Consider the following 20,140-nt stretch of genomic DNA (forward strand, 5'->3'; position numbering starts at 1 on the left):
GAGGCCCATCGTGACCGCTCCCTACATTCCCAATCTCTCGCACTGCGGCATCTTCTGCCGCGACCTCGCCGTGATGAAGCGCTTCTACACCGGCGTGTTCGACATGCAGGAAACCGACCGCGGCGTCGGCGGCACCTTCCGATACGAGCTCGTCTTCCTGAGCGGGCGGGACGACCAGCACCACCAGCTGGTGCTTGCCGGCGGCCGCGCGCCCGAAGCGCCGAGCACCGTGATGCAGCTGTCGTTCAAGGTCGCCACCATCGACCATCTGCGCGAGGCGCGCCGCCGCGCACTGTCGCTGGGCGCGACGAAGATGCGCGGCCTGAACCACGGCAACGCACTGTCGATCTACTGCATGGACCCGGAAGACAACACGGTCGAGGTCTACCTCGACACGCCGTGGTACGTGAGCCAGCCGCACGGAGATCCGCTGGACCTGGAAGATGCCGACGAGGCGATCTGGGCCCAGACCGAGCGGGTGGTGCGCTCCGACCCGAGCTTCATGCCGGCGCAGGAGTGGGCGGCGCGGTTCGCCCAGCGCAGCGAGGCATTGCGCACGGCGGGCCGCTGAAGAGCCTGCAGGACGGCGGGCCGCGCGCGGCACTGGCGCCTTCTGGTCGAGCGAGGCACGCCCGGCCGATTGATCGCTTCTACCGCGACGTGGGGCTGTTCCGCCTCTGCAAGGCACCAGCTCCACATCGCCAGGCGCACGATCTCCGCGGCGGGCTTCCGGCTGAACGACATTGGGGGCGGGCGCGCACCGCCGATGCGATGCCGCGCTAGCGGACGACCTTCTTCTCGCCGAGCGCCTGCAGCCGCTCGCGGGTCATGCCAAGCAACTCGCCGAGCACCTCGGCCGTGTGTTCGCCCAGGTGCGGTGGCGGGTGTCGAACGCCGGCGCGCGTGCCGTCGATGACGTAGGGCGGCGCATGCACGGCCTGCGTGCCCGCTTCCGTGTCCTCGAACTCGTGCCAGACCTGGGCCTGACGCGTGCGCTGCGACTGCAGGGCCTCGTAGAGACCCAGCACCTCGCCGCAGGGAATGCCTGCGCGCTCCATGCGCTCGATGAGGTCGGCCCTCGCGTGCTTGCGGATCTGCGCGAGCAGGAGCGGCAGGAGCTCGCCGCGGTTCTTCGAGCGTTCGGTGTTCTTCTCGAAGCGGGGGTCGAGCGGCAGCTCGGGGCAGAAGATCACTTCCTCGCAGAACTTGCGGAACTGGCTGTTGTTGCCCACCGCGATCACCACCGGCCCGTCCGCGGCGTCGAACACGCCATACGGAACGATCGAGGGATGCGAGTTGCCGAACTTGGCCGGATCGCGCTTGTTCAGCCAGGCGGTCAGGCCGTAGTAGGACGTGATCATCATGCCGCTGTCGTACAGCGACATCTGGATGTGGCGTCCCTCGCCGGTGCGCGTGCGCGCGTACAGCACCGCCAGGATCGCCTGCGCCGCGTACATGCCGGTGAACATGTCGACCGCGGCGACGCCGAACTTCAGCGGCCCCTGGCCTTCCTCGCCGTTCATCGCCATCAGCCCGGTCTCGCCCTGGATCACGAGGTCGTAGCCGGGGCGGGCCTTCTCGGGGCCGAGCACCGGGTAGCCCGAGATCGAGCAGTAGACGATCGCCGGGTTGACCTTCTTCAGGTCGTCGTAGCCCAGGCCCATCTTCTGCGCGCCGCCGTACTTGAAGTTCTGGATCACCACGTCGCATTTCGCGGCCAGCTCGCGCACGAGGTCGCGGCCTTCCTCGGCCTGCAGGTCGACGCAGATCGAGCGCTTGTTGCGGTTGCAGCTGTTGAAGTAGGAGGTGTTGTGGCTGCCGATGCGCACGCCCCAGTCGCGCGTGTCGTCGCCGCGCTCGGGATGCTCCACCTTGATGACCTCGGCGCCGAGGTCCGCCAGCGCCATCGCGCACAGCGGCCCGGCCATGACGCGGGAGAGATCCAGGACGCGGACACCGGTCAGCGGCAGCGGAGAGGGGTGGTTCATGCGGGGCGGGAGATTCGGGGAAGAAAGAACGAAGGAAGAACGAAGGGCGCGGGCAACGCGCCGCGCCCTTCCGGGAGACGTCGATCAGTTCGACTGCTTGGGCAGGTTCAGGCTCTGCAGCACCGGCAGCCAGCGGTCCGACTCGGCCTTGACGAACCTGTCGAGGTCCTCGGGGCTGCCGCCGCGCGGCTCCATGCCGATGGCGCGGGCGCGCGTCACGAAGTCGGGGTCGGCGATCACCTGGTTGACGGCCTTGTTGAGCCGCTCGATCGCCGCCTTCGGCGTGCCCGCAGGCACCGACAGCGAATACCACAGCGTGGCCTCCATGTCGTAGCCCTGCTCCTTGAAGGTGGGGGCATCGGGCACCTGGGGCAGGCGCTTGCCGTCCATCACGCCGAGCACGCGCAGCTTGCCGGCCTTCACGTAGGGCAGCGCCCCGGTGATGGAGGTGCCGTGGATGTCGATCTGGCTGCCGAGCAGCGCCTGCAGCGCGGGGGCGTCGCCGTTGAACGGGATGTGGGTGGTGCTGAAACCCTGGGCCTTCTCGAAGGCGGTGGGCGCCAGGTTGGTGAGGATGGCCGCGCCCGGTGAGGCGCGGTTGATCTTGCCCGGATTCTGCCTGGCGTAGGCGACCATCTCCTTGATGTTCTTGTAGGGCAGGTCGGTGCGCCCGACGATGATGGCCGGCTGGTAGGCGATCTGCGTGACCGATGCGAAGTCCTTCGCCGGGTCGTAGGGCAGCTTGTCGTAGAGCACGCTGTTGCTCGCCAGCGTGCCCAGCGAGGAGACGAGCACGGTGTGCCCGTCGGGCCTGGCGCGCGCGACGTAGTCGGCCGCGAGGATGCCGCTGGCGCCGGGCTTGTTCTCGATGATGACGTTCAGCCCCTGCTTGTTGAGTTCCTGCGCGAGGATGCGGCAGTACTGGTCGGTGCCGCCGCCGGCGGCGAAGGGCACGACGATGCGCGTGACTTGCTGCGCGAAGGCGCTGCCGAGCGTGCTCGCGCCGATCGCCAGCCCCACGATGATGTTGCGGAAGCTCACTTTGTCTCCTGGTTCTGGTCCCCATTGGACTCGCGGACCAGTCTAGATGGCGGGCGGCGAGGCAGCGCTGCAGGGTGTGAAAAGCAGCTTTGCACGCGGCGTCGCGATGCCGCCTGGAATGGGCGGCGCCAGGCGCCGGGTGCCGACAGGCGCTAGCGCTGCCCTTCGTCCTTCAGCGCCTCGGCCACGAAGTCGACGAAGGCGCGCACCTTCAGCGGCAGGGTGCGGTTCTGGCGGAAGACGGCGAAGATGCCGTTGGAGTAGGCCCGCACCGCGAAGCGGTAGTCCGGCAGCAGCCGCACCAGCGCGCCCGAACGCAGGTCGCCGCCCACCGTGGCTTCCGACAGCAGCGCGATGCCCATGCCGCCGATCGCGGCCAGGCGCAGCAGTTCGCCGTTGTTGGCGCTGAGCACGCCCTGGATCGGGATATCCTGCTGCTCGCCGGCTTCGTCGAGGTACTTCCAGATGGTGGCCTCGCGCTCGCGCTTGTAGGTCAGGCAGCGAACGTTCGGCAGGTCGGTGGGGTGCTTGATGCGCGAGTACGTCTTCACGAAGGCGGGGCTGGCCACCAGGACCTCGTCGCTGGACAGCAGCCGCTTGATCACGAAGCCGGAGTCGTTCGACTCGCCGGTGCGGATGTCGACGTCGAAGTCGTGCTCCACCAGGTTGACCGGGTGTTCCGAGAGCTCGATCTCCACCTGGATGTCCGGATAGAGCTGCGCGAATCGCGGCAGCAGCGGCGCCACCACCCGCAGCCCGATATGGGTGCGCGAGTGCACCCGCAGCCGGCCCTCGGGCCGCTGGCGGGCGTCGCGTGCGGCCTGCTCGGCCTCGGCCATCGATTCGAGCACGACCTCGGCGCGTTCCAGGAAGGCCTGGCCTGCCTCGGTCATCCGCAGGTTGCGGCTGGTGCGGTCCACCAGCTGCACGCCCAGCTCCTCCTCGAGCGCGCTGATGCGCCGCGAGATGGTGGCCGGCGAGAGGCTGAGGCTGCGCGCCGCGGCCGAGAGGCTGCCCTTCCTCTGGGTGGTGACGAAGATGCGCAGCGAGTCGAGGGCCTTCATTTCAAGAGATGCAAACAAGCTGTGCGCACATTGGCGATCCGCATCCGGCTGCGCCTTCTACGATGCGTGCCCGCAGGCACCGGGAGCACGGTCGGCATGGTCAACGGACTTCGGAATCTTCACTCTGATGCAGCAGCGGAACAAGCATGAAAACCTCCGGCAGCGAGCCGGTCGGGGCGCCAGCGCGGGCGGGAGTGTCCGTCGGGCTGCCTGCATTGTCGTCGCAGCGCTGCGTGCACCCGCAGGCGCATACAGACGCAGGCGGTCGATCGTCCAGGCGCGTTCGCCGCGATGAAGCCGGCGCGTCTCCTCGGTGACTCTGCACAGGAGCCCGGCACGAAGCGGATCTCCACCGGGCGATAGATTCGGCAAGGTGCCATCCAGCCCAACCACCCAGCAACTCTCGCAATCACCATGAAGCTTCGACACCACGCTTGCGCATTCATCCTGGCAGCCGCCTTCGCCGGTGCGCATGCGCAGGGCGCGGCACCCGCCACGCCTGCCGCTTCCGCCTCGCTGCTCGCACAGGCGCTGTCCCTGTCCGACGGCGTGCAGCCGCAGGTGGTCGAATGGCGCCGGCACATCCACCAGAACCCCGAACTCGCGTACCAGGAGACCGGCACCGCGAAGTACATCGCCCAGGCCCTCGCCGGCATGCCCGGCGTGGAGATCAGGACCGGCATCGCAGGCACGGGCATCAAGGCCGTGCTGCGCGGCGCCCTGCCCGGTCCGGTGGTGGCCCTGCGGGCGGACATGGATGCCCTGCCCGTGGAGGAGCGCAACGACCTGCCTTTCCGGTCCACGGCAAAGGGCGACTGGCTCGGCAAGCAGGTTCCGGTGTCGCACGTCTGCGGCCACGACACGCACGTCGCCATGCTGCTGGGCGCGGCCAGGGTGCTGTCCTCGCTGCGCGGGCAGCTGGCCGGCACAGTGGTCTTCATCTTCCAGCCGGCCGAGGAGATCGGCCCCGGCCTTGGCAAGTCCAGCGGAGCCATGGCCATGGTGCGCGAGGGCGTGCTCGACAACCCGAAGGTCGACGTGGTGCTCGGACAGCACATCAGCAACCAGGCGCCCGCCGGCGCGATCCGCTACAGGCCGGGTCCGATGCTGGCCAGCATCGACGTGTTCAACATCAAGTTCAAGGGCGTCGGCGGCCACGGCGCCGCGCCGTGGGCCTCGAACACGCCCATGCTGGCCGCGGCGGAGACCGTGCTCGGCCTGCAGAACATCGTGAGCCACCGGCTCAACCCCACCATCGACGGTGGGCCGACCATCGTGACCACGGGCATGCTGCAAAGCGGCAACCGCTTCAATGTGCTGCCCGAGACGGCCGAGATCTCCGGCACGATCCGCGCGCTTTCGGCGACGAACCAGAAGATCGCGCAAGAGGAAATCCGCCGCCGCGCCACCGGCATCGCGGCGAGCTACGGCGTGCAGGCCGACGTCAAGATCGACAGCGGCGACGGCTACGAGGTGCTCGTGAACGACCCGCAGGCCACGCTCTCGCTGGTGGGCGCCTTCGGCGCCGCCGCCGGCGGTGCCTCGAAGGTGAGCCAGATGCCCGCCTCCATGGGGTCGGAAGACTTCGGCGCATTCGGCTCGACCGGCGTGCCGGTGGTGTTCTGGATGCTCAACGCCTCGCCGATGGGCGACAAGGACGGGCCGGTGAACCACTCGCCGCTGTTCCAGGTGGACGAGTCGGCGATGCGCGTGGGCGTGCGCGCGCTGGCCGCGGCCACGCTGTCGCAGCTGGCCAGCGCGAAGTCCGCGGGCCGCTGAGGACCCGCGGCGAGCTTCAGGCGGCGCGCGCCGTCAGCCACTTGTCGGAGCTCAGCGGTGCGCCGACGATGCGGATCTCGCCGATGCTGCCGAGGAAGCCGGTGGACATGTTGCCGGCCCACTGGGCGCAACCGATCGCGACCTGCTGCGTCGCCGACACGAACTGGATGCCCTTCATGTTCGTGTTGTTGCGCAGCACGGGTGCGCCCTCGACGTACATCGTCGTCGAGTAGGACTTCGAGGGCTCGTTGACGATGGCGACGTGCAGCCACTGCCCGGCGGACACGCCGCCCGACCAGCAGGGCAGGCTGGTCGCCTGGCCCACCGGAACGATCTCCCACTGGAACTCCATCAGGTTCGAGAAGGCGAACATCAGGGCGCAGTCGCCGTCGCCCGAACCGAAGCCCGGCAGGTTCGACTGTGCGCCCAGGCGGTACATGATGCCCATCCAGCCGTTCCTGGTGGCGTCGAAGCCCGGGTCGATGTAGACGAATGCCTCGATCGTGTAGCCGTTCTGGAAGGTCTCGACGTTCAGCGCCGAGTTCTGGTCCGTCGTGAAGTAGGAGAACCTCGCCTTCACGGCGCCGACGGCATTCGTCGCGTTCAGGAAGCGCAGGCTTCCCGGTGCGGCCGACAGCGGATGATGGCTCTTCGACCAGACCAGGTCGCCCGACTGCCCCGCCCAGGTGTTGACGGAGATCGGGTTCTTGCCGCCGGGCGCGCTGTCCTGGATCTGCTGTCCGGGCTGGTAGGGAAAGAGATCGCCCTCCGCGGCCGATGCGTTGAAGAAGCGCCAGTGCGCGAGCGTGTTGTCGACCTTGGGGTAGTCGTCGGGGCTCTTCGGCAGCGCGGCCGCCTTCTGCGGCGGCTGGCTGAAGTTCGTCAGGATGAGCTTCCTGGCCGCGTCGGTCAGGCTGCTGTCCGAGGAGCCGGCGGGCACGGAGAAGCCGGGGTTGAAGGAGGCGAAGCGCTGGACGAAGTCGATGTTCAGCGTGAACGACTGGTTCGAATCCGACAGCCATGCGGCGTCGAACTCGTTGAGCATCGCGGCCGGCTTCAGCGGCACCCAGGGCGAGAACGAGCTCGCGACGATCTTCTTGTTCGTCAGGTCGAACTCGAACATGCGCATGAGGCCGTTGCCGCCCATGTAGGCCATCTGGTAGTCCACCACCATCAGGTGCACGTCGTTGCCGCGCGAGTTCTTCTTGGTGCTGACGCACGAGCCGTGGTAGTGGCCGCTGACCGCCATGAAGATCTGGTCGTTGTCCTTGATCAGCTTGTCCCACAGGTAGTTGGAGTAGGCGGTGTCGGCGGCCGTCTTGCCGTCGCTGCCGATGCCCACCAGCTGGTGGTTGACCAGGATCACGGGGATCATCCTGTTGGCCAGGATCACCTTGTTGGCCCAGGCGATCGCGTCGTCGGACGCGCGCCACGACATCGAGAGCACGAGGAACTTGTTTCCCTCGGCCTGGAAGACGTGGTACTCGTGAAAGCCCGAGGAATGCCTGCCGCCGAAGGTCGCCTGCCGCTGCGCGCGCTCCGGCGGGAAGACCTTGAGGTACGGCTCCAGCAGACCGACGCGGTGGCTGCCGCCGTCCTGGTAGCCGTCGTCGTTGGCGAATCCGGTGACGCCCACACCCCAGTCGGGCCCCCACTGCATGTCCGAGTTGATGGCCCCGACGTCATGGTTGCCTGCGCAGATCGAATAGGGGCACTTGGCGGCCTCGAGCACCTGCATGGCCTGGCTTGCGAGCTCCCATTCCTTCGTGGCCTGCCCGTTGCTGAGCTGGCCATTGCCCACGAGGTCGGTGGTGGGGCTCCACGGTGCCGAGTTTTCAGCCGTGTAGTACCACGACTGGTCGACGATATCGCCCAGGTGGATCGTGAACGGCATTTTCAGCTGGCTGGCATTCTGCGCGATCCATTGCGTCTGGGATTTGAATGGATTGTCGAATTTCGGGTCGATGCCGGCATACAGCTTCTGATAAAGCCCGTTCATCTTTTCCGAGGCATATCGCGGATAGAACTGGGTGTCCGGCAGCACCGAAATCGTGAAGCTCGAGATTTTCTGTGCCGGAGTTCCCGGTGCCGCGGGCGGCGGTGCGCTGGCGGGCGAACCGGTGGCCGGCGTGCTGCCCGTACCCGTCGCGGGAAATGGAAAAGCGGCTGCGCCGCCGCCATTGCCTCCGCCACCGCAACCGGGCAGCGCAGCCGCGGCCACGCCAGTGACGGAGCCAGCCAGCATCAGCTTCAGCAATTCGCGGCGCCTGTTTTCCGGCACGCGCGCCAATTGATCGAGATATGCGCTTTCCCTGTCGGGAAATGAATTTTTTGACATGGTATTGAATTGGGAATGGATCAAATTCTTTTTCCGACATTTACAAATGCCGGATGGCGCAGACTCTAGGTGGTGAATATGATGATTCCGTGAATTGATTGCCGTGGAAATCAAGGTATTCGGGCTCGATTGACTCAATATTCCATGCAATCGGCAAATAGAATTGAGCGCCAATTAGGGTGCCAATCTGACCTGCGCCTGACCCGTGGAAAAGCCCGTCAATTCGGCTGTGCAATGCAGCGGAATTCGCGGCGATTCACAAGGATGACTTCTTGCATCCCTAGATTCCCGGGGTCGCGGCGGCTGTTTGTGCAGCGCCGCGTCTTCTTTTTCCTCCTTTCTTTTCTTCATGCCCCATCTGCTTTCCCCCGTCCGTCCTTTCGCCATCACCCTCGTCGCAGCCCTGTGCCTCTCGGCCTGCGGCGGTGGCGGCGGGGGAGGCGGCTTCTCGTTCCCGATCGCCGGCACGCCGCCCGCCACGGCCAACCCGCCCGCCGTGGCCGTCGCCGGCCCGCCGAAGGACCTGGGCTTCACCGACTCCGCGCCCGCGCCCGATGCGGTCGCGGTCCCGCCCTTCGTCGACAACGTGGCGACCAACCAGCGCGGCGATGCGCGCTTCGCGACCAAGGAAACCAATGCCGGCGTGCGCGTGGTGGCGGGCTTCCTCGACTTCTGGCAGCCCAGCACGCTTCTGGTGGACGCGGGCGTCTCTGCGCCCGCGCAGGGCAGCTTCCCGGCCGTGACCGCATCCACCTGGAGCGGCATCCCCGGCGATGCCACCGACGGCAAGATGCTCAACACCAACGTGCTGAACCGCAACATCCAGTACGTCGTCGACGCCACCAACGCGCGCACCCCTGCGCAGGAACTGGCCGCCTACCTGGACGACCGCCGCGGCAAGGGCTACAGCATCAGCGACGGCATGGGCCCGCTCACGACCGCCTGGCGCGCGGCCACGCAGCAGGTCACGACGATCACGGGCATCGCGGCGGACGCTACCACGGTGCTCTACAGCGACGGCGGCAACGACGTCGGCGTGGGCGGTTCCGCCAACCCGGGCTTCGGCACGGTGGTCGACCTGCTCAAGAACATCGGCGAGAACGGCTCCACCGAGCCCGCCAAGCGCTTCTACAAGTACGCGCGGCCCTGGCGCTGGAGCAGCAGCGTGAAGGTGGTGCCCGCGCTGGAGCCCGCCAAGAACCCCACGCCTGCCATCGACGGCGGCTTCATCAGCGGCCACACGGCAGAGGCGGTGCGCGACTCCATCGCCTCCGCCTACGTCGTGCCGCAGCGCTTCCAGGAGATGGTGGCGCGCGGCCTCGAGCTCGGCGAGAACCGCATCCTCGCGGGCATGCATTCGCCGCTGGACGTGGTCGGCGGGCGCGTGCACGGGCAGGCCGTGGCCGCCGCGAGCCTGGCCACCGGCGCCAACGCAGCGCGCAAGGCCGCGGCCTATGCCCAGGCGCAGAGCGTGCTGATGGCCGCCGTGGGCGCGAGCGATGCCGTCGCCTTCAACGACTTCGCCCATTCGCAGGGCACCACCGCCGACCGCTTCGCGGACCATGCCGCGAGCAAGGCCGACTACCTGCGCCGGCTGACCTTCGGCTTCAAGCCGGTGGGCGACACCACCAGGCCGGCGGTCGTGCCCAAGGGTGCCGAGGTGCTGCTCGAAACGCGCCTGCCCTACCTCGACGCGATGCAGCGCCGCGTGGTGCTCAAGACCACGGCCGTGCAATCGGGCTATCCGGTGATGGACGACCCCGAGGGCTGGGGCCGGTTGAACCTGTTCGATGCGGCCGACGGTTACGGCGCCTTCAACGGCGACGTGGTCGTGACCATGGATGCCGGCCGAGGCGGCTTCAATGCGCTCGACAGCTGGCGCAACAACATCGCGGGCGCCGGCAAGCTGACCAAGAAGGGCAGCGGCGCGCTGGCGCTCGGCGGCAGCAACAGCTACGCGGGCGGCACGCAACTCTCCGAAGGCACGCTGCGGGCCGACTCCGCCGCCGCCTTCGGCACGGGCAACGTCTACGTGGGCGGCGGCACGCTGGTGTGCAACGCGTCCTCGATGGTCACCATGGCCGGTGCCTACACGCAGGTGGCCGGCACCACGCTGCAGCTGAACCTGGGCGCCAACGGCGCGGGCCGGCTGAATGTGGCCGGTGTCGCCGCCGTGGACGGCACGCTGAACCTGAGCTTCAAGCCGAGCTTCGCACCCAGCGCCGGCGACACGCTCACGCTCATCAGCAGCGGCACCCTGACGGGTCGGTTCTCGGCGATCAACGCGCCGGGCTTCAAGGTCACGCCGACCTACACCGGCACCCAGCTCATCGTGCGCTTCGACGCGTGAGTCACCGGCCCCCGCCGCGATCCCCCAGGGTCGCGTGCGGATGCAGCGGATGCGCCAGCGTGTCCGCGATCAGCCGCAGCGCCTGGTCGCACTGCTCGCGCGTCATCGGGCCGCCCAGGCAGATGCGCACTGCGTCGGGCGGATCGCCGTCGGTGGAGAAGGCGGCGCTCGCGACCACGCCGACGTTCTGCGTGCGCAGGTAGGACGCGAACTCCACCGGGCTCCAGCCGGGCGTGAGCGGCAGCCACGCATGGAAGCCTTCGGGATGCGCCTGCAGGCCGCTGTCGCCCAGGTGGCGTGCAGCCAGCACCTGCCGGGCCGCCGATTCGGCGCGCACCGCCTGCAGCATCTCGTCGGCGGTGCCGTCTTCGACCCACAGCGTGGTCAGCGCGTTGGTGATCGGGGAGGCCATCACGGTGGTCGCGCGCATCGCACCCGCCAGACGCTGCGACTGCACCACCGTCGGCGAGCACACGTAGGCGCTGCGCAGTCCCGCGCCGAAGCACTTGGAGAAGCCGCTCACGTAGTAGGTGAGCCCCGGCGCGAGCGTGGCCAGCGACGCGGGCGTCTGCCGCGGCAGCATTCCGTAGGCGTCGTCCTCGATGATCGGCACCGCGTAGCGCAGCGCCACGTCGGCCAGCGCTTCGCGCCGCGCGCGCGACACGGTGGCCGAGGTCGGGTTCAGCAGCGTGGGGTTGCAGTACAGCGCCTTGGGCTTGAGCGTCTTGCAGGCGTGCTCGAAGGCATCGGCGATGGGGCCGTCGTCGTCCATCTGCAGCGCATGCAGCTGCACGCCGAGCTGCGCCGCGATGGCCTTCACGCCGGGGTAGGTGAGCGACTCCACGCAGACCAGCTCGCCGGGCCGTGCGAGCTGCGAGAACAGCGCGGTCAGCACGCCGTGGATGCCGGGGCACACCAGGATGCGATCGACGCTGGCGTCGGGCACGAAGGGCCGCAGCCAGTGCATCGCGGCGGCGCGGTCGTGCGCGGTGCCGCCGAAGTCCTGGTAGCGCAGCAGGTCGTGGAAATCGACCTGCGCGAAGGCGCGGCTGGCGCTGTCGTGCAGGCGTGCCATCAGGTGCTCGTCGTCGGGCTCGGGCGGCATGTTCATCGTCATCTCGGCGCCGCTGCCACCGCGCAGCCGCAGGCTCGGGCTGCCCGAGCGGATGAAGGTGCCGGTGCCCGCGCGCGAATCGATCAGCCCGCGCTTGCGCGCCTCGGCATAGCCGCGCGCCACCGTCGTGTAGTTGAGGTCGAGGTCCGCCGCCAGCTCGCGCAGCGTGGGCAGGCGGTCCCGCACGCCCAGGCGGCCGGTCTTGATGTCGTCGGCGATCAGGTCGGCCAGCAGCAGATAGGCCGGGCGGGCGGTGTTGCGCAGCTGCTTGCGCCAGTGGGCGGTGATGGTGGTCATCGGGCGTGTTCCGGCGGAGTTGATTGCATCCATTGATTGCATCTGGCCACCGATCAACATGCAGGAACCGCGCCCGCGCCAGAGGGGGCGAATGCTTCGATCAGGTGCGATCAACCCCATTGATCGGGTGCATTGATCGCATGCGGTGTGCGTCGTCGCGGTGCGGAAATGGCCGCCCCGGCCTGCTTCGTCGGTGTCTTTGCAGGCCCTGAAAAAAATTTTGCGCTCGCGCACGCCGCGCCGGTTCGCGTTGATCGCGCATTGATCGCACGAGCCCGGCCGGCCGCTGGCACAACGCCTGCGAAGAAGAAGGCACGCAACACCTGCGTACCCCTTCACCCAACCGGAGTACCCCATGCCCAAAGTCACCCGCCCCCGCAACGAAAAAGGCGAGTTCCTCGTCGACTACGAAGAGAAGGTGTTCGAAGACGTCAAGGCCGAGCCCGGAGAGAAGGCGCTCGTCACCTTCCACACGGTGGCCTTCGAAGGCTCCATCGGCTTCGTGAACCTGCTGCAGGCCACGCGGCTCAAGCGCAAGGGCTACGACACGTCGGTGCTGCTGTACGGCCCCGGCGTGACGCTGGGCGTGCAGCGCGGCTTTCCGACGCTGGGCGACGAGGCCTTCCCGGGCCACCAGAACTTCAACAAGCAGATCGCCAAGTTCATCGAGGAGGGCGGCAAGGTCTACGCCTGCCGCTTCGCGCTGCAGGCGCTGTACGGCCATGGCGAAGGCGCGCTGATCGAGGGCATCAAGCCGATCAACCCGCTGGACGTGCTCGACCTCGTGCTGCTGCACAAGAAGGCCGGCGCCGTGGTCATCGACACCTGGACGCTGTGAACATGTCTTCCCCCAGTCTTCGCGCACTTCGTGTCGCTTCGCCAACCCCCTCACCGGGGGCAACACCGGCAGCCCGGCAAAGCCGGTTCTGCGGCGTTCCCCGAATTGGCTTCGCTTCGCTTGCCGCCGCGGACGGGGGACGACCATGAGCTCTTCACCCCGCATCGTGCGTGCCGCGGCGATCCAGATCGCGCCCGACTTCGAACGGCCGGACGGCACGCTGGAGCGCGTGTGCAGCGCCATCGACGCGGCCGCCGCGAAGGGCGCGCAGATCGCGGTCTTTCCCGAGACCTTCGTGCCCTACTACCCCTACTTCAGCTTCGTGCTGCCGCCGGTGCAGCAGGGCGCGCCGCACCTGCAGCTGGCCGAGCGCGCGGTGGTGGTGCCCGGCCCCGTCACGCAGGCGGTGGCCGAGCGGGCAAGGGCGCGCAGCATGGTGGTGGTGCTCGGCGTGAACGAGCGCGACCACGGCAGCCTCTACAACACGCAGCTGGTGTTCGACGCCGACGGCACGCTGGTGCTCAAGCGCCGCAAGATCACGCCCACGTACCACGAGCGAATGGTCTGGGGCATGGGTGACGGCGCCGGCCTCAAGGTGGTCGACACCGCGGTCGGCCGCGTGGGCGCGCTGGCCTGCTGGGAGCACTACAACCCGCTCGCGCGCTACAGCCTTATGGCGCAGCACGAGCAGATCCATTGCGCGCAGTTCCCCGGCTCGCTGGTCGGTCCGATCTTCGCGGAGCAGATGGAAGTGACCATCCGCCACCACGCGCTGGAGTCGGGCTGCTTCGTGGTCAACGCCACCGGCTGGCTCACCGACGAGCAGATCCGCTCGGTCACGCCCGACGCCAACCTGCAGAAGGCGCTGCGCGGCGGCTGCCATACCGCCATCGTCTCGCCCGAGGGCAAGCACCTCGCGCCGCCGCTCACCGAGGGCGAAGGCATGGTGGTGGCCGACCTCGACATGGCGCTCATCGCCAAGCGCAAGCGAATGATGGATTCGGTCGGCCACTACGCGCGGCCGGAGCTGCTCTCGCTCGCCATCAACGACCGACCGGCGCAGACCACCGTGCCGATGGATCGCACGCAACCCCACGTTCAACGGAGTGCAGAACATGACCACGACGACACAGCAAGACAGCCGGCAGCTGATGACCGAGCTCCAGTCCTTCGGGTTGCGGCTGGCTGACCCTTCGGCCGGCGTATCGAGCCGCCGCGGCGGCGCGGGCCCTTCGGACCACAAGGCCGTGACGGTGGATGGCCACACGATCATGGTGCCCGTCCACACCTCCACCGCCTGGCACTCGCCCTTCACCGCCGAGGCGCCCGACGCCGCGGGCGTGAGCCGCGTGATGCGCGGCAGCATCCCGATCGCGAGCATCAGCTTTCCGAAGCAGCCGCGCTTCTACGCGATGCAGACCTTCGACGGCGTGCCGTATTCGCACATCGCCACGCTGCACGGCAGCGACGTGCTGGCCACCACCGTGCTGCAGACCTGCATCCGCTACGAGAGCCGCAGGAAGAGCTGCAAGTTCTGCGCGATCGGCCAGTCGCTCGCGGCCGGGCGCACCGTCGCGCGCAAGACGCCAGAGCAGCTCGCCGAGGTGGCGCGCGCCGCCGTGCTGCTCGACGGCGTCAAGCACATGGTGATGACCACCGGCACGCCCAATGCCACCGACCGCGGCGCGGCCGTGCTGTGCGAGAGCGCCTTCGCGATCAAGGCCGCGGTCGACATCCCGATCCAGGGCCAGTGCGAGCCGCCCGACGACGACCAGTGGTTCCATCGCATGAAGGCCGCGGGCATCGACACCCTGGGCATGCACTTGGAGGTGGTCACGCCCGAGGTGCGCGAGCGCATCATGCCGGGCAAGGCGAGCGTGCCCATCTCGCGCTACATGAGCGCCTTCGAGGCGGCCGTGGGCGTGTTCGGGCGCGGACAGGTCAGCACCTACATCCTGGCCGGCCTGGGCGACACGCGCGAGGCCATCCTCGACACCTGCGACCAGCTGCTGGCGCGCGGCGTTTATCCCTTCGTCGTGCCCTTCGTGCCGATCAGCGGCACACCGCTGGAAGACCACCCCGCACCCACGCCCGAGTTCATGAAGTCGCTGCTCGCGCCTCTGGGCGAGCGCGTGGTGGCGGCCGGCCTGCGCTCGGCCGACATCAAGGCCGGCTGCGGCAAGTGCGGCGCGTGTTCGTCGCTCTCCATCTACGAAAAAGAAGGCGGGAGCTGACCATGCTGTGCCTCGACGACCTCTGCGAGATGGGCGACCGGATGGGCGATCACTATGCGCCCGTCGAATACCTGGTGCGCGAAGCCGCGCAGCAGTGGGAGCGCGACGAGGCCATGGCGCTGCGCCGTGCGGTGTTCTGCATCGAGCAGGGCATCTTCGCGCGCGACGACCGCGACGCCATCGACGATCGCGCGCAGCTGCTGGTGGCTATGTCCTGCAACGGCGGCATGCCGGAGCAGGTGGTGGGCACCGTGCGCATCCATCGCGCCCAGGGCGAGGGCGCGGGCAAGGACGAATGGTGGGGCTCGCGGCTGGCCGTGCATCCCGCGTTCCGCAGCCAGGGGCACCTGGGCGTGACGCTGATCCGGCTGGCGGTGTCGCGTGCCAACGCGCTGGGTTGCGAGACCTTCCTGGCGCAGGTGCAGCTGCAGAACGTGCCGCTCTTCCGCAAGCTCGGCTGGCAGGTGCTCGAGGAGACCAGCGTGCACGGTCGCCCGCATGCGCGCATGCAGGCCGACCTCGGCTGGTATCCGCCCTGCCACGATCCCGTGAGCGGCTTCGTCACGCGTGCGCGGGTGGCGTCATGACGACCGGGGTCCACGACATCGCCGAGGCCCTGCGCGCCACGCGCGGCTTCGCCCACAAGCGCGACATCAGCGACGTGGTGTCGGCACTGGGCCGCTCGCTGCCCGGCGGACACGATGCGCTCGCGCAGGCCGTGCCGGTCGGCGACGACTGCGCGGCCATTCCCGACGGCCGCGGCGGCTACCTGCTGTTCGCCATCGAGGGGCTGGTGGAAGACTTCATCGTGCGCATGCCCTGGTTCGCGGGCTACTGCGGCGTGATGGTCAACGTGAGCGACGTCTACGCCATGGGCGGGCGCCCGACGGCCGTGGTCGATGCACTGTGGAGCACGGGCATGAACCCGGCCCACGACATGCTGCGCGGCATGGCCGAGGCCTCCGCGCGCTACGGCGTGCCCATCGTCGGCGGGCACAGCAACAACCGCAGCGATCGGCCCCAGCTCGCCGTGGCCATCCTCGGCCGTGCCCGCAGGCTGCTCACCAGCTTCGACGCGAAGCCGGGCGACCTGCTCTTGATGGCCGCCGACCTGCGCGGCGCCTACGAAGAACCCTTCCCGTACTGGAACGCGTCGACCCGTGCGCCTGCCGCACGTTTGCGCGCCGACCTCGAACTGCTGCCCTCGATCGCCGAGAGCGGCCTGTGCGGCGCCGCCAAGGACATCAGCATGGCCGGCGCCGTGGGCACGGCCATGATGCTGCTCGAATGCTCGGGCGTTGGCGCCCGCATCGACCTCGACGCGATCCCGCGGCCCGACGGCGTGCCGCTGCTGCGCTGGCTGTCTTCCTTCCCGAGCTACGGCTTCGTGCTGAGCGTGTCGCCGGCGCAGGCGGCGGGAGTGGCCGCCCGGTTCGCCGCGCGCGACATCGCCTGCGCGGTGGTCGGCCAGGTCGATGCCACACGGCAGGTGCGGCTGTGCGCCGGCGGCGAAGAGGCGCTGCTGTGGGACTTCGGCAGCGATGCCTTCATCCAGCCGGCGGCCGACACCCGGGAGGCGACCTATGTCTGATCGGCCGCTGCGCATCGCACTGCTGACGCATTCGGTCAACCCGCGCGGCGGCGTGGTCCACACGCTGGAACTCGCCGCGGCGCTGCACGAGGCCGGCCACGCGGTGACCGTGCTCGCACCCGCCGCGCCGGGGCAGCGGCTGTTCCGTCAGCCGCCCTGCGCGGTCGAACTGGTGCCGGTGCAGACGACACCGCGCGACACGGTGGAGATGGTGCGGTCGCGCATCGAGGCCTTCGTGCAGCACCTGCGCGGCATGCTGGCGCGCGAGCGGTTCGACGTGCTGCACACGCACGACTCCATCGGCGGCAATGCGCTCGCCCGTCTGCACGATGCAGGCGACATCGACGGCTTCGTGCGCACCGTCCACCACCTCGACAGCTTCGACGTGCCGCAGCTCACCCAGTGGCAGCACACGGCCTTCGCGCGTGCGAGCCAGGTGCTGTGCGTGAGCCGGCTGTGGCGCGAGCACCTGGCGAGCGAGTACGGCATCGCCGCGCACGAAGTGCCCAACGGCGTGGACACCGCGCGCTTCTCGCCGAAGGCGCGGTCGTCCGATGCCGCGCTGGCGCAGCGCCTGGGCATCCGGCGCGGCGCGCCCGTGGTGCTGGCGCTGGGCGGTGTCGAGGAACGCAAGAACACCGCGCGGCTGCTGTCGGCCTTCGCGCTGCTGCGAGTCGCGCACCCGCAGGCGCAACTGGTCGTGGCGGGCGGCGCGAGCCTGCTCGATCACACGGCCTATGCCCTGCGGTTCCGCGCCCTGATGCAGGAGTTGGGGTTCGACGACGATCCGGCGCAGCCTGTGCGGCTGACCGGCCCGCTGCCGGACGAGGACATTCCTTCGCTCTATAGGCTGGCCGATGTCGTCGCGATGCCTTCGCTGCGCGAGGGCTTCGGGCTGGTGGTGCTCGAGGCGCTGGCGAGCAGCGTGCCGGTGGTCGCTTCGCGCATCGCCCCGTTCACCGAGTACCTCGCAGAGGACGACGTGAGCTGGGCCGACCCGTCCGATGCCGGCGCCATCGCTGCCGCCCTGCGGCATGCGCTCTCGACGCGCGACGCGCAGCGCATCGCGCGTTCGGCTTCGCGGCTGTCGGGGCGTTTCAGCTGGCAGGCCAGTGCCGAGCGGCACGCGGCGCTGTACCGCGCCGCCATCCAGGAGACCGAAGCATGCCCGTGATGCATTTCCACGTGCGCTGGCCCGACGCCAGCGAGACGCGCTGCTACTCGCCCTCGCTGGTGGTGCGCGACTTCCTCGTGCCCGGCGAGCGCTACGACCTCGACGACTTCCTGCTGCGCACGCGCGAGGCGCTGGGCATCGCCTCGGAGCGGGTGCGCGCCAAGTACGGCTTCGCCTGCTCGCAGGCGATGGACCAGCTCGCGGAGATCGAAGGCATCGCCGCGCGATTCGGCAGCACCCCCGATGCGAAGGTCACCGTCGTCGCCTTCGACTGACCGACCCCGCTACATCCAGAGAGAGAAAGAGAGACCCTCATGTCACATCCCTACGGCGGACGCAGCCACTACAGCGTCGTCATCGTCGGCGGCGGCCAGGCCGGCCTGTCGCTGAGCTACTGCCTGCAGCTGCGCGGCATCGACCACCTCGTGATCGAGAAGCGCAGCCTCGTGCACACCTGGCGCACGCAGCGCTGGGATTCGTTCTGCCTCGTCACGCCCAACTGGCAGTGCCAGCTGCCGGGCTGGGGCTACAAGGGCGGTGATCCGCACGGCTTCATGGTCAAGGACCAGATCAACGAGTGGCTCGCCGGTTTCGTCGAGCATGTGAAGGCTCCCGCCATCGAGGGCGTGACCGTGGAGCGCGTGGCGCGCGACGGCGAACGCGAGCGCTTCAACGTGCAGACCGACGTCGGCCTCTACACCGCCGACCAGGTGGTGGTGGCCTCGGGCGGCTATCACCGCCCCATCGTGCCGCGGCTGGCGGAGAAGCTGCCGGCGGGCGTCGCGCAGTTCCATTCGGCGCAGTATCGCAACCCGGCGCAGCTGCCCGAGGGCGCGGTGCTGGTGGTGGGCTGCGGGCAGTCGGGCGCGCAGATCGCCGAAGACCTGCACCTGGCCGGCCGCAAGGTCCACCTGGCCACCGGCAATGCGCCGCGCTGCGCGCGCTTCTACCGCGGCCGCGAGGTGGTCGACTGGCTCGCGGACATGAAGTACTACGACATGCCCGTCACAGAGCACCCGCTGCGCGAAGGCGTGCGCGACAACACCAACCACTACGTGACGGGCCGCGACGGCGGCCGCGACATCGACCTGCGGCGCTTCGCCCTCGAAGGCATGGAGCTCTACGGCCTGCTCGGCGGCTTCGACGGCGGCGCCTTCGAGTTCCAGCCGAACCTGCGCGACAACCTCGACCAGGCCGACGACACCTACAACCGCATCAACGCATCGATCGACAAGTACATCGCCGCGCAGGGCATCGAGGCGCCGCCGCCTTCGGTCTACACGCCTGTGTGGGAGCCGCCGCAGGAGCGCACGAAGCTCGACCTTGCAGCGGCCGGCATCACCAGCGTGATCTGGTGCATTGGCTTCTCGCCCGATTTCGCGTGGGTCGACGCGCCGGTGTTCAACGGCCGTGGCGCGCCCGTGCATCTGCGCGGCGTGACGCGGGAGCCGGGGCTCTATTTCCTCGGGCTGCCATGGCTGCATACCTGGGGCTCGGGGCGCTTCTCGGGCGTGGCGCGCGACGCGGAGTTTCTCGCGGAGGCCATCGAGGGATATCGAGTTCAGCTGCGTGGCACGCGGGCCGATACCGGCGCGCCGATGAGGCTGCAGGCGGCATAGCAAGCGTCGTTCAATCGAGCGCGGACTGACGCGCTCGAGCGTGATGACGCGTCCGCGCGCCCGCGAGTTGCTGCGCGGAGAGGGCGCCGCGATCGCGCGCGTGGGTGCGTCTGCGGCGATGTCCTTGAGCGGGCCGCGTGCCTCGTTCGTTCTGCAGCGCGAACGGGTCAATCTCTTGCTTGCGCAGTTGCAGCACCCGTTGCAACGAAGCGCTGGCGCGCCTGCGCGCCAGCGCTTCCAGTCATTCTGAAAATGAAATTCAGCCGCTCATTTTCAGAGGCAATCCGACGCGCGATTTCTTCATCTTGTGGGCCACACTAGGCGCCCGATGGAGGTTCCCTCCAGCCACTCCGGTTCGACTTCAGGATCGGGTCTTTCCTCAGACAAGCAGGTGCCGACGCAAGTCGAGCCCTGCCCGAACGTGGGAGCGAACTCCGCAACCTGATCGAGCTGCGAGCTGGCGATGCGATCCGAGGCCCGCAGTGCGGCAGCCATGCGCTGCCGTGCGTGTTCGCGTCTGCGTGCTGCATGGCGAGGTGCTGCTCGTGCCTGTCGAACATGCACGGACAAGGCAGCGAGCGATGACATTCAGTGGCGTTGCCGCGCATCGCATGTGACAACGAATGTCACTTCCTGTCGTTACACGTCGCTCGTGTTGCGCGCAATGTATCCATCGGTTTTACCGATTTGATCGCGCTGAGCGATCGAGCAAT

Annotated in this window: 18 protein-coding genes; 13 read left to right on the plus strand and 5 right to left on the minus strand. The window is 68.6% G+C overall.

Annotated features, from left to right (window positions below; all coding sequences use genetic code 11):
* Positions 1-10: 10 nt before the first annotated feature.
* Positions 11-571: a VOC family protein gene (locus FHY06_RS26095; protein WP_132752666.1), complete on the plus strand. Its 561-nt coding sequence runs from the start codon at positions 11-13 to the stop codon at positions 569-571.
* Between the two features lie 208 nt (positions 572-779).
* Here the strand turns inward: FHY06_RS26095 and FHY06_RS26100 are convergent, their stop codons facing one another.
* The 3 genes from FHY06_RS26100 to FHY06_RS26110 all read right to left on the minus strand — a co-directional run bounded on the left by FHY06_RS26100 (position 780) and on the right by FHY06_RS26110 (position 4,093).
* A complete protein-coding gene (locus FHY06_RS26100; RefSeq protein WP_184606795.1) occupies positions 780-1,988 on the minus strand; it encodes a CaiB/BaiF CoA transferase family protein in 1,209 nt (402 codons plus the stop codon).
* An 84-nt stretch (positions 1,989-2,072) separates the two neighbouring features.
* Positions 2,073-3,029 (minus strand): Bug family tripartite tricarboxylate transporter substrate binding protein, encoded by a 957-nt coding sequence (locus tag FHY06_RS26105; RefSeq protein WP_184606796.1) that lies wholly within the window; start codon positions 3,027-3,029, stop codon positions 2,073-2,075.
* 152 nt (positions 3,030-3,181) lie between these two features.
* On the minus strand, positions 3,182-4,093 hold the full coding sequence (locus FHY06_RS26110; protein WP_184606797.1) for a LysR family transcriptional regulator: 912 nt from the start codon (positions 4,091-4,093) through the stop codon (positions 3,182-3,184).
* Between the two features lie 414 nt (positions 4,094-4,507).
* On the opposite strand from FHY06_RS26110, the gene FHY06_RS26115 reads away from it, so the two are divergent.
* Positions 4,508-5,872, plus strand: coding sequence for a M20 metallopeptidase family protein (locus FHY06_RS26115; RefSeq protein ID WP_184606798.1), 1,365 nt, complete (start codon positions 4,508-4,510; stop codon positions 5,870-5,872).
* A gap of 16 nt (positions 5,873-5,888) precedes the next feature.
* Here FHY06_RS26115 and FHY06_RS26120 read toward each other — a convergent pair whose 3' ends face one another.
* The gene (locus tag FHY06_RS26120) at positions 5,889-7,766 is read right to left on the minus strand and encodes a LamG-like jellyroll fold domain-containing protein (RefSeq protein WP_260310690.1); all 1,878 of its coding nucleotides are present in this window, start codon (positions 7,764-7,766) and stop codon (positions 5,889-5,891) included.
* Between the two features lie 136 nt (positions 7,767-7,902).
* Between FHY06_RS26120 and FHY06_RS34950 the strand changes: the two genes are divergently transcribed.
* Both FHY06_RS34950 and FHY06_RS26125 read left to right on the plus strand, forming a co-directional pair.
* Positions 7,903-8,166: a hypothetical protein gene (locus tag FHY06_RS34950; RefSeq protein WP_260310692.1), complete on the plus strand. Its 264-nt coding sequence runs from the start codon at positions 7,903-7,905 to the stop codon at positions 8,164-8,166.
* Between the two features lie 393 nt (positions 8,167-8,559).
* The gene (locus FHY06_RS26125; RefSeq protein ID WP_132752660.1) at positions 8,560-10,560 is read left to right on the plus strand and encodes a phosphatase PAP2 family protein; all 2,001 of its coding nucleotides are present in this window, start codon (positions 8,560-8,562) and stop codon (positions 10,558-10,560) included.
* 1 nt (position 10,561) lies between these two features.
* On the opposite strand, the gene FHY06_RS26130 is transcribed toward FHY06_RS26125, so the two are convergent.
* A complete protein-coding gene (locus tag FHY06_RS26130) occupies positions 10,562-11,971 on the minus strand; it encodes an aminotransferase-like domain-containing protein (protein ID WP_019655221.1) in 1,410 nt (469 codons plus the stop codon).
* A 355-nt stretch (positions 11,972-12,326) separates the two neighbouring features.
* On the opposite strand from FHY06_RS26130, the gene FHY06_RS26135 reads away from it, so the two are divergent.
* The 9 genes from FHY06_RS26135 (at position 12,327) to FHY06_RS34760 (ending at position 19,677) form a co-directional block, all read left to right on the plus strand.
* Positions 12,327-12,809 (plus strand): MSMEG_0572/Sll0783 family nitrogen starvation response protein, encoded by a 483-nt coding sequence (locus FHY06_RS26135; RefSeq protein WP_019655222.1) that lies wholly within the window; start codon positions 12,327-12,329, stop codon positions 12,807-12,809.
* 145 nt (positions 12,810-12,954) lie between these two features.
* Positions 12,955-13,998 (plus strand): Nit6803 family nitrilase, encoded by a 1,044-nt coding sequence (locus FHY06_RS26140; RefSeq protein WP_019655223.1) that lies wholly within the window; start codon positions 12,955-12,957, stop codon positions 13,996-13,998.
* Complete coding sequence (locus tag FHY06_RS26145; RefSeq protein ID WP_184606948.1) at positions 13,961-15,043, plus strand: MSMEG_0568 family radical SAM protein; 1,083 nt, start codon at positions 13,961-13,963, stop codon at positions 15,041-15,043. The genes FHY06_RS26140 and FHY06_RS26145 overlap by 38 nt, the downstream gene beginning before the upstream one ends.
* A gap of 2 nt (positions 15,044-15,045) precedes the next feature.
* Complete coding sequence (locus FHY06_RS26150; RefSeq protein ID WP_126185221.1) at positions 15,046-15,630, plus strand: MSMEG_0567/Sll0786 family nitrogen starvation N-acetyltransferase; 585 nt, start codon at positions 15,046-15,048, stop codon at positions 15,628-15,630.
* A complete protein-coding gene (locus FHY06_RS26155; RefSeq protein ID WP_184606799.1) occupies positions 15,627-16,634 on the plus strand; it encodes a sll0787 family AIR synthase-like protein in 1,008 nt (335 codons plus the stop codon). Before FHY06_RS26150 ends, FHY06_RS26155 begins: the two co-directional genes overlap by 4 nt.
* Positions 16,627-17,808, plus strand: a complete 1,182-nt coding sequence (locus tag FHY06_RS26160; RefSeq protein WP_184606800.1) for an MSMEG_0565 family glycosyltransferase — start codon at positions 16,627-16,629, stop codon at positions 17,806-17,808. Before FHY06_RS26155 ends, FHY06_RS26160 begins: the two co-directional genes overlap by 8 nt.
* A complete protein-coding gene (locus FHY06_RS26165; RefSeq protein WP_019655228.1) occupies positions 17,799-18,083 on the plus strand; it encodes an MSMEG_0570 family nitrogen starvation response protein in 285 nt (94 codons plus the stop codon). Before FHY06_RS26160 ends, FHY06_RS26165 begins: the two co-directional genes overlap by 10 nt.
* 39 nt (positions 18,084-18,122) lie before the next feature.
* The gene (locus tag FHY06_RS26170) at positions 18,123-19,427 is read left to right on the plus strand and encodes an MSMEG_0569 family flavin-dependent oxidoreductase (protein ID WP_184606801.1); all 1,305 of its coding nucleotides are present in this window, start codon (positions 18,123-18,125) and stop codon (positions 19,425-19,427) included.
* 43 nt (positions 19,428-19,470) lie between these two features.
* The gene (locus FHY06_RS34760) at positions 19,471-19,677 is read left to right on the plus strand and encodes a hypothetical protein (RefSeq protein ID WP_221404395.1); all 207 of its coding nucleotides are present in this window, start codon (positions 19,471-19,473) and stop codon (positions 19,675-19,677) included.
* The last annotated feature ends 463 nt before the right edge of the window (positions 19,678-20,140 follow it).

This window comes from Variovorax atrisoli (assembly GCF_014195185.1).
GTDB lineage: Bacteria > Pseudomonadota > Gammaproteobacteria > Burkholderiales > Burkholderiaceae_C > Variovorax > Variovorax atrisoli.